This is a genomic window from Lysobacter gummosus, assembly GCF_001442805.1.
Lineage (GTDB): Bacteria > Pseudomonadota > Gammaproteobacteria > Xanthomonadales > Xanthomonadaceae > Lysobacter > Lysobacter gummosus.
Genome location: NZ_CP011131.1, coordinates 3,285,130 through 3,299,408, shown reverse-complemented (window position 1 = coordinate 3,299,408; position 14,279 = coordinate 3,285,130). Strand labels below are relative to the sequence as shown.

Below are 14,279 nucleotides of genomic sequence, written 5' to 3'. Positions count from 1 at the left end.
GGTGGAAAGGACGCCAGGCCCGGACTCGGCCTGTTCGCGATTATGCCCCAGCAAGCGCAGGCGTCGCGGCGCGTGCGCTGTGACGCCGGCTCAGCGCGCCTGCAGCAGTTGCTGGATCTTGGCCTCGGTCTGGGCGTAGCCGCCTTCGCCGAAGTGCTCGTAGACCACGTGGCCGTCGCGATCGATCAGATACAGCGCCGGCCAGTAGCGGTTGCGGTAGGCGTTCCAGGTGGCGAAGGCGTTGTCCTGCGCGACCGGGTACTCGATGCCGAAGCGCTTCACCGCCGCATCGACATTACGCGCGATCTTCTCGTAGCCGTATTCCGGCGTATGCACGCCGATCACGGTCAGGCCGGCGGGTTGATAGCGCTGATGCCACTGCTTCACGTAGGGCATGACATGGATGCAGTTGATGCACGAGTAAGTCCAGAACTCGACCAGCACGACCTTGCCGCGCAAACCGGCCATGGTCAGCGGCGGGCTGTTGATCCAGCGGTCGATGCCTTCGAACTCCGGCGCCTTGCGCGCGGGCAAGGTCTGGGTGCCGTGCACCGGCTCGGCGTGAGCGCCGGGCGTGCAGGCGCCGGCGGCGAGGCACAGGCACAGCGCGCAGAAGACGGGTTTGAGCAGGCTCAGGGTCTTGTTCATGGTGAATTCCTTCGTGAAGTCAAAGTCCGGTGGACACAGCGGGAAGCCATTGCGTGGCCCAGGCCGAGAAGACGACGTCGTACTGCAGCAGTTGCAGCACCGCGACCGCGACGGCGATGGCGCCGAAGGCGCGGCGGATCGGCAGCGCATGGCGGTTGAAGAACGCCAGGCGCGACGACACCCAGTGGCCGCCGTAAGCGATGGCCAGCAGCGGCACGCCGGCGCCCAGCGCGTAAAGGCCGAGCAGGGCGGTGGCCTTGGCCGGCGCCTGCGCCGAGGCGGCCAGGGCCAGCACCGAGGCCAGGATCGGCCCGGCGCACGGCGTCCAGACCAGTCCGAGCGAGGCGCCGACCAACAACGCGCCGCCCTTGCCGGTGCGCGGCACGGTCTGCGCCGAGGTCCGCGCGATGCGAGTGGACAGCCGCTGCTGCACCTGCGCTGCGAGCCAGTCGAACGGCGCCGACCACCAGCAAGCCAATCCGGCCAGCAGCAGCAATACGATGGCGGCGTTGCGAATGCCGTATTGCAGTTCGCCGGAGAACGCCGACAAGGCGCCGATGGCGATGCCGCCGGCGGCGAAGCTGGCGGTGAAGCCAGCGATGATCCACATCGGTTCGGCGCGGCTGCGTCCGGAGGTGGCCGCCAGCACGATCGGCAGCACCGGCAGGATGCAGGGCGAGGCGATGGTGGCCAGGCCGGCGACGCCGGCCAGGGCGTATTCGGCGATGCCGTGCGCGAACATGGCTCAGCCTCCCTCTTGCACGCTGTCTTGCGTTTTGACGCCGGCCGCTTCGAGAATCGCGAACGCCACCTCGCGCGGTTGCGACAGCGGCGCGACATGGCTGGAGCCGGTCGAGCTCACCTGCGCGTGGATGCGCTGCGCGGTCGCGGCCTGCAGTTGCGGCGCGAGCATGCGGTCGTTGCGCGCGATCACGTACCAGCTCGGCTTGGTCCGCCACGCGGCCTGCGTGACCGCTTCGCCGAACGCGCTGGCCTTGATCGGCGCCTGGGTGTTGAACAACAGGCGCGACTCGCGCGGCTTGAGGTCCGGTGCGAAATCGCGCGCGACGCCGGCTTGGCTGAGCCACAGGAATCCGTCGCGGTTCTGCAGGCTGCTCAGTCCGGGCGGAACCGGAAAATCGCGACCCTGATCGGCGCTGTTCTGGCCGACATCGGGGGCGAACGCGGCGACGTAGACCAGCGCGCTGACCTGCGCATCGACACCGGCCTGGGTGATGACGGTGCCGCCCCAGGAATGGCCTACCAACACCACCTTGCCCGGCGCGGCCTTGATCGCGCGACGGGTCGCGTCGACATCATCCTGCAGCGAGGTCAACGGGCTGTGCACCGCGATCGACGGCACGCCCCAGGAATTCAGGATGGCGATGACCTTGTTCCAACTGGCGCCGTCGGCGAAGGCGCCGTGGACCAGGACCACGGTCGCAGGCGCGCTTGCGTCGCTTTTTTCCGTGGCGGCGCTGGTGGTGGAGAGCAACGATGCGCAAGCCAGGGCGCTGAACAATACGGTGCGGAGCATGGGGAGAATCTCGTTGGGAGTGAGCGGCTATTGCAGCGGCGCGGCGTATCGGCGGTGTTTCGCGGCGGCCGGTTTTTGTAAGCGAAGCTGTCGTAAGCGGCGCGGTTACATTGGCTTACACAAACCCGCGTGCGCGGTGCGCACGCGGGGCCGGCGTGGAGTCAGACGATCTCGAACTCGACATCGACGTTGCCGCGGGTGGCATGCGAGTACGGGCAGGTCTGATGCGCGGCTTCGACCAGCTGATGCTTCCGCGCGTCGTCCAGGCCCGGCAGGATCACGGTCAACTTCACCGAGAGCAGGTAGCTGGCGCCGCCGTCGGTCTTGCCCAGGCTCACCGCGGCGTCGATGGCGGCGTCGGCCGGCAGCTTGATGCCGAGCCTGGCGCCGGCCAACTGCATCGCGCCGATGAAGCACGCCGAATAGCCGATGCCGAACAACTGCTCGGGATTGCTGCCCGGCCGGCCCGAGCCGGGCGTGCTGAGCTTGACGTCGATGGCGCCGTCGCTGGAGCGGCCGCTGCCGTCGCGGCCGCCGGTGGTGTGGGTGTGGGCGGTGTAAAGCACTTGTTCGGTTTGCTTGATCATGGCGATGCTCCGGGAGGATGAGCGGCGACGTGGGATCGGGTCGCCGGAGGGTTGAGTGACGTGAGTTGCTACGCGGCTTCGGTTGGGTACTGAGCGGCGCCGCGCGTTGCGGTCTGACGGCGTTTGTTGGCTTGCGCAAGCTTGCCGACCTGGCGGATCGCGATCGCCGCCAGCAGGATCCCGAACGGGATCGCATAGGCCGAATCCATCGGGATGCGCTTGAAATACGAGGAAGCGAACACCGCCGCGATCACCCACATGCCGGTGGTGTGCAGGCGTTTCCAGGCAACGGCGCTGAGGCGGCGCGCCACCGGTTTGAACGAGGTGACGGTCATCAACACGATGAAGAGGTAACCGACCGAGCCGGGCACATTCGCGAAACCGGTGCGGCCGGGCCAGAACTCCGGCGCGAGCCGGCCGTAGCTGTAGATCGCGATGGCATGCACCAGATGCGAAAACGCGAAGGCCAGGCCGATGTAGCGGCGTTCGCGCAACACGGCCTTCGACCACGGCGCCGGCACCAGGGCGACGAAGGCCGAGGCGGTGAAGGCGATCAGGAATAGGGTGAACGAGGTGCGGGCCGTGGCGCGGATGAGGCTGCGCACGCCTTCGACCGGATCCGCATGCGCCCACAAGATGGCGGCGGACATGGCCAGGATCAGCGCGGCGATCACGCCGAACAGTTTCCAACCGCTGGTCAGCGGCGTCGTGGTTTGCAGGTTCATGGGTCGCTCCGAGTGGAAGTGAAAGAAGGAGGCGGCGCATCGTCCGCGGCGGTGCCGAGCACGATTCCTTGCTCGCGAAGCCGTTCCAGCAAGGCCAGCCCCTGCGCCTGCAGTTGGTCGGCGTCGCCGCCGGTTTCCTCCGCCAGCGCGTGCAGGTGACGGCGGCCGGACCAGCGATGGTTGTGCAGCGACTGCAGCAGCCGATAAGTCAGCGGCGCGATCTGCGCGAACCGCACTTCGTGCCCGGCGTCGCGATGCACCAGCAGCAAGGTCGGCAACTGCGGCGGTGTGCGCGGTTGCAGGTGCGGGCCGATCAGGTTCACCGGCCAGCGATAGCCCAGCGCCAGCGCTTGCGGCGACAGCAGCGGCATCGCGTCGAGCAAGTCGCCGTCGGCGCGATGCGCCGATGCGGGCGTGTCGCTGAGTTGCAGATCGATCTCCACCCACTCGTAATGCGCCAGTTCCGCCAGCCATGGCGCGTCATCGCGCAAGGCCTCGTAGTGCTGCACGAAGGCGACGAACTCGGCGGCGATGCGGGTGAACAACGGCGTCTGGCTGCGATGGTCGGCGTAGAACGCTCGCACCAGCGCGCGCCAGCGGGTTTCGTCCAGGGTCTGGCGGATCACCGGGAAGCTGCCGGCGAGCAGGGATTCGATCGAGCCGAAGAACAACTCGCGATAGATTCGCAGGCGGCGCTCTTCGATACCCGGCGGCGGCGCGTGCCGGGCCGGATCGCGCAGGTGGCGGGCAAGGGTGTATTGCTGTTCGCGCAGACGCTCAGTCATGGCTGGCCTCGCGGCGGTCGGCCGAGCTCATCGCCGCGGCCTGCATCGCGCGGATGCGATCGGTTTCGGCCAGCAGCTCGCTCAACGGCGGGAAATTGAAATCGCGCTCCAGCAGGGTCGGGCGCACGCCGAAACGCGCATAGGCCTGTTCGAGCAGGGACCACACCTCGCCCTTGACCGGCGCACCGTGGGTATCGACCTTCAGATCCTCGGCTTCGTCGTAATGGCCGGCGATGTGCATCGAAGCGATGCGCTGCGCCGGCAGCCGGGCCAGGAATTGGCCGGCGTCGTAGCCGTGATTGCAGGCGTTGACGAAAAGATTGTTGACGTCCAGAAGCAGATCGCAATCGGCTTCGGCCAGCACCGCGCGGATGAAGTCGGCTTCGCTCAGCGCCTGATACGGCGCGGCGTAGTAGGAGACGTTCTCCACCGCGATGCGCCGGCCCAGCAGATCCTGCACTTGGCGGATGCGGCCGGCGACGTGGTGGATGGCTTCGTCGGTGAACGGGATCGGCATCAGGTCGTACAGATGGCCGTCGTCGCTGCAGTAGCTCAGGTGCTCGCTGTACAGGCTCACTTGGTGGCGATCGAGAAATTTGCGAGTGCGAGTCAACAGCACCGTATCCAGCGGCTGTGTGCCGCCGAGCGAGAGCGACAAACCGTGGCAGCTCAGCGGAAAGCGCGCGGACAACTGCGCCAGCGCTTCGCCGAAGCGGCCGCCGACGCCGATCCAGTTGTCGGGCGCGCATTCGAGGAAATCCACGGCGTGCTCGTCCATCGTCAGCAGTTCGGGCAACAGGCCGCGGCGCAGGCCGAGACCGGCGTGGGTGGAAGCGTGGAAGTCGTTCATCGCGGCATCTCGCATGGAAGAAAAAGGCGCCCCTTCCCGGGGAGGGATAGGAAGGGGCGCAAGACGGTCAGGCCTGACCGCCGCACTTGCCCTCGCCGCACTTGCCTTCGCCCACCGACTTGCCGGCGGCCTTGCGCGCGGCTTCGACCGACTTCAGGGCTTCGGGCAGGGAAATGCTGCCGTTCTTGTCGGTGTCGATCTGATTGAACTCGGCGGCACGCTTGGGCGCGGCGGCGATGAACTCTTCGCGCGAGACCTTCTGGTCGTGATTGGTGTCGGTCTTGGCGAAGCTCTCTTCGCCGCATTTGCCTTCACCGCACTTGCCTTCGCCGGCCTTGGCGGCGTGGCCGGCCGAGGCGAGATAGCCCTGGGCCAGCGGCTGCACGGCGAAGGCCGAACCGCTCAGGAACATGCCGCCGGCCAGGGCGACGCCGATCAGGCCGAGGCTGTGGTTGCGGGTCGAGGTGCGGGTGGTCGAGTCGTTACGGGACATGGTGTTTCTCCAAAGATCGCGGCGATGCCGCAGGGGTGGGCGCCGCATGCGCGGCGAGGGGAAGCGAGTCGGTGCAGCGGCGGTCGAAGCCGCGGGATGCGATGGACGGCGGCGGCTTAACGAGCCGCGGCGAAGGCCTTCGTCATCGCGCCCGAATCGGCAGCGCGGCCGGGCTTGAATGCGATCAGGGCGACGCCGACGGCGGCCATCGCGCCGCCGAGCCAGGGCAGCAGCAGGCTCAGCGGCAAGCCGAAGGCCAGTGCGGTCACGCCCCAGGCGCGGCGATCGAAGCCGCTGTTCGCGCGGGCGGTTCGCGCGGCGCTCAGCAGATGATCGAGGCTGAGGTGGCCGCCGCCGTTGAGGATCAGCGGCAGCAACATCACCAGATACAGCAGCGGCAGCTTGTAGTTGCCGTGGCCCTGGTCGCTGATCGCGTAGCCCTGCCACAGTTCGCTCAGGCTCGACCAATCGCTGGGCCAGTGCACGGCGTAGATGGCGACCACGGTCAGCACCCACAGCGCGAAGGCCGCGTAGCGCGTGCCCAGTCCGAACAGCAGCGCAATGCTGGCGCTCAGTTCCAGCCAGGTGGCCAGGGTCCAGTTCACATCGGGCCCGAGCAGCGAGAACGGCAGCGGAAACTTGTCGCCCAGATCGGCGAACCAGTTCTCGCCCAACCACTTCTCGCGGCCGGCTTCGAAGAATTCCCAAGCCAGCAACACGCGCAGACCGGTCGGCGCGAGCCAGCGGCCCACCGCATCGATGCGCGGGGTGAGGGAGGAGAGGGTGGAAGGCAGATACCGCATGGTTCGCTCCTGAAAGGCCGGCCCGGTTGGGATGGGGCTATTTCGGGGCGTCGCGGTATCGTCAGGGTGTCGGCGCAGGCGGGGATTTGTCAGCCAAACGCACGGATGGGGTGGTTGGATACATTCGGATACAAAGCTCGGCCGAGGGTGACGGCGCAGTAGTTGCGGATGGCTGCGGTTGCGGCCTGATCAGGTCGGGTCTGGCCGGCCGACATGCTCGATCATCGACGAAGCGCAGGCATAATCCTGAGCAGCGCCGCTTTTCGACGGCCGCGATCGCTCCGCTTGCAGGGATACACGATTCATGGCGAAGGAAATCTACGTATCCACGGATATCGAATCCGACGGGCCGATTCCGGCGGCGAATTCGATGTTGAGTCTGGGGTCGGCGGCGTTTACCGCCGACGGCGAACTGATCGCGACGTTCTCGGCCAACCTGCTTGAGCTGGAAGGCGCTGCGGGTGATCCGAAAACGCTGGCGTGGTGGGCCGAGCAACCGCAGGCCTGGGATGCAGCGCGGGTTGATGCCCGGCCACCGTCGGATGTGATGACGCAGTACCTGGCTTGGCTCAGGGATCTGCCGGGCAAGCCGGTGTTCGTCGCCTATCCGGCCGGTTTTGATTTCAGCTTCGTCTACTGGTACCTGATCCGTTTTACTGGCGAGAGTCCGTTCAGTCATTCCGCGTTGGACATGAAGACCTTGGCGATGGCCGTGCTCGATCTGTCGTATCGAGATACCAGCAAGCGCGCGATGCCGCGACATTGGTTTTCCGATGATCCGCATACGCACATCGCCCTGGATGATGCGATTGAGCAGGGGCGGCTGTTTTGCAAGATGCTCGCCCAGCTAAAGGCCGACAGCGCGGCGCTGAAGCAATTCCGCGCCGAGGCCGCGCGTTCGGCCGACCCGGCGTGAGCGCGGTCGGCGATGCAGTCCCGGATCAGCGGTCCGAGTTACCGGCGCAAGGCCGATCCGGCCAGTAAACCGCCGAAACCGATCAGCAGCGCACCGAAGGCGCGATCGATCCCGTGCCGCCAGCGCAGCAATCCGGCGCGGACCGCGCCATGCGAGAACAGCAGCGCGACCAGGGCGAACCACAGCACATGGGTGGCGCTGACGAAGGCGCCGTAGCCGATCCGCTGCGCCAGCGGCGTCGCCGGTTGCACCACCTGCAGGAACAGGCTGACCACGAACACCGTGCACTTGGGATTTAGCGCGTTGGTCAGGAAACCGGTGCGCAATGCGGCGGCGTCGGAGATCGCCGGCGGCGGCTCGGCGGGCAGGCCCGCGGCTGGCGCCGGTTCGGCGCGCGAGCGCAGCATCTTCACGCCCAGGTAGATCAGGTACAGCGCGCCGAGAATCTTCAGCGCCGCATACAGGCGCAGCGATTGCTGGATCACCAGCCCCACCCCCAGCAGGGTGTAGGCCACATGCACCCAGACCCCAAGGCCGATGCCGAGCGCGGTCAGCACGCCGGCGCGGCGCGACAGCAGCAGGCTGTTGCGCGAGACCATCGCGAAATCCGGCCCGGGGCTGATCACCGCCAGCACGGTGATGGTGACTACCGCTATCAATTCCTGCATCGGGGGGCTGCGCCGGAGTTCGGGGATAAGGCTAAATTAGAGGCGCTGGATCGAGGCCGCAAACCATGAATGATCACAAGCCTGGTGAGGAAAACTCACGCTATCGGCGCGGCGAGCTGCCGCCGCTGGGCGCGCTGCGCTGTTTCGAGGCAGCCGCGCGCCTGGGCAGCTTCACCCGCGCCGCGCAGGAGTTGCATCTGACCCACGGCGCGGTCAGCCGCGCGGTGCGTTCGATCGAGGACGCGCTCGCGGTCGAGCTGTTCCAGCGCCGCAGCCAGCGCGTATTCCTGACCGCGGCGGGCGAGCGTCTGCGCGATGCCACCGCCGCGGCCTTCGACGTACTCGCCGCCACGGTTCGCGAACTGCGCGAGCCGCCGCGCAAGCCCGCGCTGGTGCTGTCGTGCGAGCCGACCTTGCTGATGCGCTGGCTGATTCCGCGCCTGCCGGCGTTCCAGGCCGCGCATCCGGGCATCGGCCTGCAACTGGTCGCCGGCGGAGGTCCGGTCGGGTTCGGCGAGATCGATCTGGCGATCCGCCGCAACGATTTCGATTGGGGCCGGCGCGTGCACGCGCAGTTGCTGTTCGAAGAACGGGTCGGCCCGGTGTGCAGTCCGGCCTATCGCGCGCGGCATCTGCGCGGCGAGGGCCGGCGCGCGCAGTGGGACGAATCGGCGGTGTTGCTGCACAGCGCGACCCGACTCGGCGCCTGGGCCGATTGGGCGCGGGCGGCGCGACGGCGCGTACCGGTCGTGCAGACGCAGGCGTTCGAACATTTCTACTTCAGTCTGCAGGCCGCGGCGGCCGGCGTGGGCGTCGCGATCGGGCCGTGGCAACTGGTGCGCGACGATATCGAGGCCGGTGTGCTGGTCGCGCCGCAGGGGTTCGCCGCCGACGGCAGCGGTTATCACCTGCTTTCGCCGCAGGCGATAAGCGAAGGCTCGCCGGCGGCCGCGCTGCTGGCGTGGCTGCGCGCGCAGGCTTGAGCAGCGGCGCGGCTCAGTTCTGCGCGAAGCCGGCGCCTGTGCTCGCTGCGGAGCCCTGGAAACTGGGCGGCAATTCGCGCAGGCGGGCCACGTCGCGCAACGGCGGCGCGCCGAACAAACGGCTGTATTCGCGGCTGAACTGCGACGGGCTGTCGTAGCCGACCGCGTGTCCGGCGCTGGTCGCGTCCATCGCCTCGCCCAGCATCAGTCCGCGCGCCTGTTGCAGGCGCAGTTGCTTCTGGTACTGCAGCGGGCTCATGCGCGTCACCGACTTGAAGTGCGCGTGCAGCGCCGAGGCGCTCATGCTGGCGTGCGCGGCCAGTTGCCTCATGTCGAAGGGTTCGCGGTAGTTGCGCTTGATCCAGTCGATGGCGCGGGTGACGTGGCGCAGCCGGCTCTCGCCGTGGGCGATCTCGCGCAGACGCGTGGCCTGTTCGCCCTTGATCAGGCGGTACAGGATTTCGCGCTCGATCAGCGGCGCCAGCATCGGAATGTCGTCGGGCTGGTCGAGCAGGGCCAGCAGCCGCACCGCGGCATCGAGCAGATCCGGCGTCGCATCGCTGAGCATGAGGCTGGGCCCCGGCGCGCTGTCGGCCGGCTCGGGCAGACCCGATTCCAGCCACAGCGCGCTCAGCACCGCCGGGTCCAGGTCCAGGCGCAGGCACAGATAAGGTTCGTCCTCGCTGGCCTGGGCAATCTGGCCGAGGATCGGCACGTCCACCGACACCACCAGATAGCGGCGGCGGTCGTATTCGAAGATGCGGTCGCCGAGCATCACCCGCTTGCTGCCCTGGGCGACGATGCACACCGCCGGGCGATGCAGCTCGTGGATTGCATCGACGCGGCGGCTGGAGCGGATCAGTTGCACCCGCGGCAAGGCGGTCGGGTGCAGGCCGTCGATGCCGGAGTTTCGATCAATCGCCTGAGCCAGCCGTTCTACCGCTTCCATCGCGCGATGCCTGTTGAATAGGCCGAAATCCGGGGTTTTACCGAGGATTCGGCGGGGTGGGGATGGCTGCGATGATCCGTCCGTGCGGCGGGCGCGGCAAGGGCTGGAGCCGGGTTATGGAGGATCGTGCAAGAACCGGCCGCGATCGTTCTACCGCGGCCGCGGCCGCCATCCGCACAGTGGCGACCAAGCCGGACGACCCGCGTCCGCCCCAAGCGAAGGATTTCGAGATGAGCACCCACCCCAACGTGCAAGGCAAAATTGTATTGATCACCGGCGCCAGCAGCGGCATCGGCGAGGCGACCGCGCGGCTGCTCGCCGAGCGCGGCGCGAAGGTCGTGATCGGCGCGCGCCGCACCGAGCGCCTGCAAGCCTTGAGCGAAACCCTCGCCGCCGCCGGCGGCACGCTGCGCTATCGCGCCCTGGACGTGACCGACGCGGAGGACTTCGCCGCCTTCGTGCGTTATGCGCAAGCCGAGTTCGGCGCCATCGACGTGTTGGTCAACAATGCAGGCGTGATGCCGCTGTCGCCGCTGAAGGCGCTCAAGCTCGACGAATGGAACCGCATGATCGACGTGAACATCCGCGGCGTGCTGCACGGCATCGCCGCGGTGCTGCCGGCGATGCAGGCGCAGGGCCACGGCCAGGTGATCAACGTCGCCTCGCTGGGCGCGCACTACGTCGTGCCGACCGGGGCGGTGTACTGCGCGACCAAGTTCGCGGTGTGGGCGATTTCCGACGGCCTGCGCCAGGAACACCAGGACATCCGCGTCACCACGATCTCGCCCGGCGTGGTCGAGTCGGAACTGGCCGACACCATCACCGATCCGGACACTGCGCAGGGCATGCGCGAATTCCGCCGCATCGCCATCGGCCCGGATTCGATCGCGCGCGCGATCGGCTTCGCGATCGAGCAGCCGGCGGACGTGGACGTCAGCGAGGTGATCGTGCGGCCGACGGCGGGATCGTTCTGAAGCCGTAGCCTCGACACGACGGGTCCGCGCTGGTGTCGCGGACCCGTCGATCGATTGGAATGATGCGCAGGGCAGCGGCGATTGCTCGGCGAAATCTACAGGTTTCGGTCGCCGTGGCAGACGGCATCAACCGCCGCCGCAGCCCCCGCAACCGCCACAGCCGCCGCCGCAACCTCCGCCGCCGCCGCCATCGCCTCCACCGCCACCCCCGGCTCCGTCGCCGCCGCCTGCGTTGCTTCCGTGCGGGGCACGAACCTGGTGATAGTCGGCCAGCGGTGTGCCGATCAAGGCGATGGGGCCGGCGAGGGCGACGTAGGTCATGGCGTCGCCGGGTTCGCTGCGCTGGCGCTGGCGTGCGCGGAACAGCTCCCACTCGCCGGCATGGCTGAGCAGTTCGTCCGGCTTGGACGGCAATCGGGTCAGGGTGATCAACACCGTGAGTATCGTCAGCACGGTCAGGAATCCGACCGGGTGGTCATTGCTCAAGCCGATATCGATCTTGATCAGGCCCAGCAATATCAGCGCGGCCAGCGGCGCCATCGAGTACACCTTCGCCTTGTGCTGCTGCTCCGGCGTGTTGGTCAGGCCCGAGTCCTGCAACTGCCGGTGCATGTGCTGGTGGCGTTCGCGCAATGCCAGCAGGATGCTGGACAGAGCCTTGCGCGTGCGCACGACCTCATCCAGCGCCTCGCGCAGAATCGCCGGCAGCGCATCCAGCTCTTGCGGCGACAACTCACGCGGCCGCAGCCATACCCGCCCGGTGCGGCGCGCCTTGTCGACGCGGTCGCGGTCGAACTCGAGCGTCACCGCATCGCGTTCCAGCAATTCGGCGACGATGGTATCGGCGACGCGTTCCGCGCCACCGGCCAGATAGGCCAGCTCCCATCGGTCGGCCTTGCGCGAACCGCGATCGCCGCGATCCAGCGCGCGCCGCCGCAGCCAGGCGCCGAGCCGGTAGGCGGCGAACATCAGGGTGAGGTACCACAGCAGGAATCCCGGCCCGCGCCAGTGCAGCGGATTGCCCTGCTCGTAATAGGCGGCGATGAGCAGATAGGCGATGCCGGCGATCAGGCTCAGGCGCAGCATCCAGGACAGGCCGTGCGCGGGTTCGCGCGCGACGGCGCGGCCGATGGCCGGTGCCGGCTTGGGGGCGGGTTCGATTTGCGGCGCGGGCCAGAATTTTTGCGGCGGCTGGCCGAAGTAGCGTGTGTAGCTGCGCACAGTGTCGGCGTACTGGCGCTGGTGGCGCCGATCTTCCGAGACACCGCCGCGTGAAGGCACGTGGTGCAGCCAGCGCTTGAGCGTGTGCCGGCAGAAGCTCAGATAACGCTGGGTGTCGGTGATGTGTGCGTGCCACACCTCATCGACGAGCTTGCTCGGCGTGACCGGGTGTCCGGCGCTGATCGCGAGAAAACAGAAGTGCCGGTATTCCTCGATCGCGGCCTGCGCGTCGGCGATATCGAGTTGCGCGTGCGTGGCGACGCGCAGGGCGAATTCCTCCGAGTCCGGCTCGTCGAAACGATAGTCGCGCAGCCGTTGCCACAATTGCTGTTGAGCCGGTGTCCATTGCGCGTTGTCCGTCGCCGTCGTGTTCGGATCGTTCATGACAATCCTCCGCTAGTCCATCCATTGAACCGCTGTGCGATCGCTGCGCGGCGGTGCGGGTTTTGCGCTCGCCGTGCCAGCTTGGCCGGCAAGCTACGCGTCGCGCGGTTGCGGGGAAATAGCCGGATCGGGCTAGCCGCTGGCCTGGATCGATGGCGAAAATTTAACGGGTAAATCGCATCATCGCGATGGATCGGATGCGCTGAGTAGGAAGATCTTGCAAACGCGCGCGGCTCTTGAGGGAGGGCTTCAGCCTCGATGCTTTTCGATCAGATGGCCGGATTGTGGAAAAGTCTGGCGATTTGATCGAAAAGCATCGGGGCTGAAGCCCCTCCCATTGCAGCCGGTCACTGTCGGCTCGCAGCGACTCCATGAGCCCACACGATGCCGACCATCATGACCACCTCGTGGTTCTGCTCGCTCTGGGTGGCCGCCGGGCTCGTACAAAGCCGCTTCCGCCCGCGCGAAGTCACAGGCGGAAGCGCTCACCCCACGACGGCTTCAGCGATCCTGAAACAACGCATTGACCTGCGAATACGCCATCGCCTCGGCCGAGAGCGGCTTGCAGTCGCCGTCGCGCAGAAAACCGGCGGCCAAGGCGGCCATGCGCGCATACATCGACTGGGCGATGTCCGAGCCGGCGCTCAGGCGACGCACGCCCCAGCGCTGCAGTTCGTCGGCGCCCGGCAGCGCGCTGCGCGCGAGCAGGTTCAAGGGCATGCCGGCCTCGGCGGCGATCGTGCGCACCGAGGCTTCATCGGTCAGCCCGGGCACGAACAGGCCGTCGGCGCCGGCGGCGCGATAGCGCGCGGCGCGGGCCAGGGTTTCCTCCACGCGCCGTTCCGGCGGCGCCAGGCCGCGCAGGTACACGTCGGTGCGCGCGTTGAGGTAAAGCGCCACGCCCAGGCGCGCGCTGGCGCGCTTGATGTGTTCGATCTTCGCGCACAGCAGCTCCGGATCGGCGCCGCCGTCTTCCAGGTTGATGCCGACCGCGCCGACATCGATCAGCCCGGCCACGGTCTCGGCGACCGCGACCGGATCGTCGGAATAGCCGCCTTCGGCATCGACGGTGAGCGGCACCCGGATCGCGCGCGCGATGTCGGCCACGGTCGCGACCAGGCGCCGCACCGGCAGCACGTCGCCGTCGGGATAGCCGTGCGACCAGGCGACTCCGGCGCTGGTGGTGGCGATGGCGGATGCGCCCAGGCTTTCGATCAGGCGCGCGCTGCCGGCGTCGGAGGCGTTGGCGAGCAGCAGCAGGCCGTCATGGTGGAGGGCGTGGAAACGGGTGGCGAGGTCGGTTTGATGGTTCATGGCCGGTGGGCTCAGTGCGATAAGGCGGGCAGGATGCCACGCCGGCGCGGTCGCGACTCGCCGTTTTCGGCACTCGACGTGCGCCCGGATTCGCGCCGGCCGCGGGCCTGCGGGAGCGGCCACGGTTCGCGGCCCGGACTGGTCCGCGATGACGTGCCGGCCCGGTGCCGCTACCGCTAAAACGACAGCCAACACCGGTTTCCGGCCATTCGTGCGGCCGATCCGGTCGCCGATGCCCAGCTGAGATACCATTGGCCCGCGCCTGTGGTAGCAACTCAGCCTAGCGATTGCCGAGTTGTGACGCAGTTCATCAGTTGCGATCGCCATCGTCGCCGATGCACGCTTTTTTGCGGGAACAAATCTGCCGTTTATGCGGACCCGGGGCGTCGCCGTTGAGTCAATAAATATCAATGCCTTGCGCGGCCCTATGCTGCCGCGTAGC

16 protein-coding genes are annotated in these 14,279 nt (G+C 67.7%); 3 read left to right on the top strand and 13 right to left on the bottom strand.

All coding sequences use genetic code 11. The features are described from left to right. Window positions 1-90: 90 nt before the first annotated feature. The 9 genes from LG3211_RS13375 to LG3211_RS13335 all read right to left on the bottom strand — a co-directional run bounded on the left by LG3211_RS13375 (window position 91) and on the right by LG3211_RS13335 (window position 6,428). Complete coding sequence (locus LG3211_RS13375; protein WP_057943278.1) at window positions 91-648, bottom strand: thioredoxin family protein; 558 nt, start codon at window positions 646-648, stop codon at window positions 91-93. 19 nt (window positions 649-667) lie between these two features. Further along, window positions 668-1,390 carry a cytochrome c biogenesis CcdA family protein gene (locus tag LG3211_RS13370; protein WP_057943277.1) on the bottom strand — a complete coding sequence of 241 codons (723 nt, stop codon included), beginning with the start codon at window positions 1,388-1,390 and terminating at the stop codon, window positions 668-670. Between the two features lie 3 nt (window positions 1,391-1,393). Beyond that, on the bottom strand, window positions 1,394-2,185 hold the full coding sequence (locus LG3211_RS13365; protein ID WP_057943276.1) for an alpha/beta fold hydrolase: 792 nt from the start codon (window positions 2,183-2,185) through the stop codon (window positions 1,394-1,396). A 161-nt stretch (window positions 2,186-2,346) separates the two neighbouring features. After that, window positions 2,347-2,772: an organic hydroperoxide resistance protein gene (locus LG3211_RS13360; protein WP_057943275.1), complete on the bottom strand. Its 426-nt coding sequence runs from the start codon at window positions 2,770-2,772 to the stop codon at window positions 2,347-2,349. 68 nt (window positions 2,773-2,840) lie between these two features. After that, a complete protein-coding gene (locus LG3211_RS13355; protein ID WP_057943274.1) occupies window positions 2,841-3,497 on the bottom strand; it encodes a ferric reductase-like transmembrane domain-containing protein in 657 nt (218 codons plus the stop codon). After that, window positions 3,494-4,282, bottom strand: a complete 789-nt coding sequence (locus LG3211_RS13350) for an HvfC family RiPP maturation protein (protein WP_057943273.1) — start codon at window positions 4,280-4,282, stop codon at window positions 3,494-3,496. The genes LG3211_RS13355 and LG3211_RS13350 overlap by 4 nt, the downstream gene beginning before the upstream one ends. After that, window positions 4,275-5,132 carry an HvfB family MNIO-type RiPP peptide maturase gene (locus tag LG3211_RS13345; RefSeq protein WP_148648893.1) on the bottom strand — a complete coding sequence of 286 codons (858 nt, stop codon included), beginning with the start codon at window positions 5,130-5,132 and terminating at the stop codon, window positions 4,275-4,277. The genes LG3211_RS13350 and LG3211_RS13345 overlap by 8 nt, the downstream gene beginning before the upstream one ends. A 67-nt stretch (window positions 5,133-5,199) precedes the next feature. Beyond that, a complete protein-coding gene (locus LG3211_RS13340) occupies window positions 5,200-5,625 on the bottom strand; it encodes an HvfA family oxazolone/thioamide-modified RiPP metallophore (RefSeq protein WP_057943271.1) in 426 nt (141 codons plus the stop codon). Window positions 5,626-5,741: 116 nt separating this feature from the next. Continuing rightward, complete coding sequence (locus LG3211_RS13335; protein WP_057943270.1) at window positions 5,742-6,428, bottom strand: HvfX family Cu-binding RiPP maturation protein; 687 nt, start codon at window positions 6,426-6,428, stop codon at window positions 5,742-5,744. Between the two features lie 304 nt (window positions 6,429-6,732). On the opposite strand from LG3211_RS13335, the gene LG3211_RS13330 reads away from it, so the two are divergent. Then, window positions 6,733-7,344 (top strand): 3'-5' exoribonuclease domain-containing protein, encoded by a 612-nt coding sequence (locus tag LG3211_RS13330; protein ID WP_057943269.1) that lies wholly within the window; start codon window positions 6,733-6,735, stop codon window positions 7,342-7,344. A gap of 38 nt (window positions 7,345-7,382) precedes the next feature. Here LG3211_RS13330 and LG3211_RS13325 read toward each other — a convergent pair whose 3' ends face one another. Beyond that, a complete protein-coding gene (locus LG3211_RS13325) occupies window positions 7,383-8,012 on the bottom strand; it encodes a LysE family transporter (protein ID WP_057943268.1) in 630 nt (209 codons plus the stop codon). Between the two features lie 65 nt (window positions 8,013-8,077). On the opposite strand from LG3211_RS13325, the gene LG3211_RS13320 reads away from it, so the two are divergent. Beyond that, the gene (locus LG3211_RS13320; RefSeq protein ID WP_057943267.1) at window positions 8,078-8,995 is read left to right on the top strand and encodes a LysR substrate-binding domain-containing protein; all 918 of its coding nucleotides are present in this window, start codon (window positions 8,078-8,080) and stop codon (window positions 8,993-8,995) included. 13 nt (window positions 8,996-9,008) lie between these two features. On the opposite strand, the gene LG3211_RS13315 is transcribed toward LG3211_RS13320, so the two are convergent. Beyond that, window positions 9,009-9,944: an AraC family transcriptional regulator gene (locus tag LG3211_RS13315; protein ID WP_057943266.1), complete on the bottom strand. Its 936-nt coding sequence runs from the start codon at window positions 9,942-9,944 to the stop codon at window positions 9,009-9,011. Window positions 9,945-10,174: 230 nt separating this feature from the next. Here LG3211_RS13315 and LG3211_RS13310 point away from each other — a divergent pair, with 230 nt between their 5' ends. Then, window positions 10,175-10,918: an SDR family oxidoreductase gene (locus LG3211_RS13310; protein ID WP_057945473.1), complete on the top strand. Its 744-nt coding sequence runs from the start codon at window positions 10,175-10,177 to the stop codon at window positions 10,916-10,918. A gap of 126 nt (window positions 10,919-11,044) precedes the next feature. On the opposite strand, the gene LG3211_RS26415 is transcribed toward LG3211_RS13310, so the two are convergent. Both LG3211_RS26415 and LG3211_RS13300 read right to left on the bottom strand, forming a co-directional pair. Next, window positions 11,045-12,523: a TIGR04222 domain-containing membrane protein gene (locus LG3211_RS26415; RefSeq protein WP_057943265.1), complete on the bottom strand. Its 1,479-nt coding sequence runs from the start codon at window positions 12,521-12,523 to the stop codon at window positions 11,045-11,047. 501 nt (window positions 12,524-13,024) lie between these two features. Continuing rightward, a complete protein-coding gene (locus LG3211_RS13300) occupies window positions 13,025-13,837 on the bottom strand; it encodes an isocitrate lyase/PEP mutase family protein (protein ID WP_057943264.1) in 813 nt (270 codons plus the stop codon). Window positions 13,838-14,279 lie beyond the last annotated feature (442 nt).

Excerpts from the sequence above, each read along its gene's own strand:
- LG3211_RS13375 (WP_057943278.1), bottom strand. The coding sequence starts at position 648 with ATGAACAAGACCCTGAGCCTGCTCAAACCCGTCTTCTGCGCGCTGTGC.
- LG3211_RS13340 (WP_057943271.1), bottom strand. The coding sequence starts at position 5,625 with ATGTCCCGTAACGACTCGACCACCCGCACCTCGACCCGCAACCACAGC.
- LG3211_RS13370 (WP_057943277.1), bottom strand. The coding sequence starts at position 1,390 with ATGTTCGCGCACGGCATCGCCGAATACGCCCTGGCCGGCGTCGCCGGC.
- LG3211_RS13335 (WP_057943270.1), bottom strand. The coding sequence starts at position 6,428 with ATGCGGTATCTGCCTTCCACCCTCTCCTCCCTCACCCCGCGCATCGAT.
- LG3211_RS13315 (WP_057943266.1), bottom strand. The coding sequence starts at position 9,944 with ATGGAAGCGGTAGAACGGCTGGCTCAGGCGATTGATCGAAACTCCGGC.
- LG3211_RS13300 (WP_057943264.1), bottom strand. The coding sequence starts at position 13,837 with ATGAACCATCAAACCGACCTCGCCACCCGTTTCCACGCCCTCCACCAT.
- LG3211_RS13355 (WP_057943274.1), bottom strand. The coding sequence starts at position 3,497 with ATGAACCTGCAAACCACGACGCCGCTGACCAGCGGTTGGAAACTGTTC.
- LG3211_RS26415 (WP_057943265.1), bottom strand. The coding sequence starts at position 12,523 with ATGAACGATCCGAACACGACGGCGACGGACAACGCGCAATGGACACCG.
- LG3211_RS13360 (WP_057943275.1), bottom strand. The coding sequence starts at position 2,772 with ATGATCAAGCAAACCGAACAAGTGCTTTACACCGCCCACACCCACACC.
- LG3211_RS13320 (WP_057943267.1), top strand. The coding sequence starts at position 8,078 with ATGAATGATCACAAGCCTGGTGAGGAAAACTCACGCTATCGGCGCGGC.
- LG3211_RS13310 (WP_057945473.1), top strand. The coding sequence starts at position 10,175 with ATGAGCACCCACCCCAACGTGCAAGGCAAAATTGTATTGATCACCGGC.
- LG3211_RS13365 (WP_057943276.1), bottom strand. The coding sequence starts at position 2,185 with ATGCTCCGCACCGTATTGTTCAGCGCCCTGGCTTGCGCATCGTTGCTC.
- LG3211_RS13345 (WP_148648893.1), bottom strand. The coding sequence starts at position 5,132 with ATGAACGACTTCCACGCTTCCACCCACGCCGGTCTCGGCCTGCGCCGC.
- LG3211_RS13325 (WP_057943268.1), bottom strand. The coding sequence starts at position 8,012 with ATGCAGGAATTGATAGCGGTAGTCACCATCACCGTGCTGGCGGTGATC.
- LG3211_RS13350 (WP_057943273.1), bottom strand. The coding sequence starts at position 4,282 with ATGACTGAGCGTCTGCGCGAACAGCAATACACCCTTGCCCGCCACCTG.
- LG3211_RS13330 (WP_057943269.1), top strand. The coding sequence starts at position 6,733 with ATGGCGAAGGAAATCTACGTATCCACGGATATCGAATCCGACGGGCCG.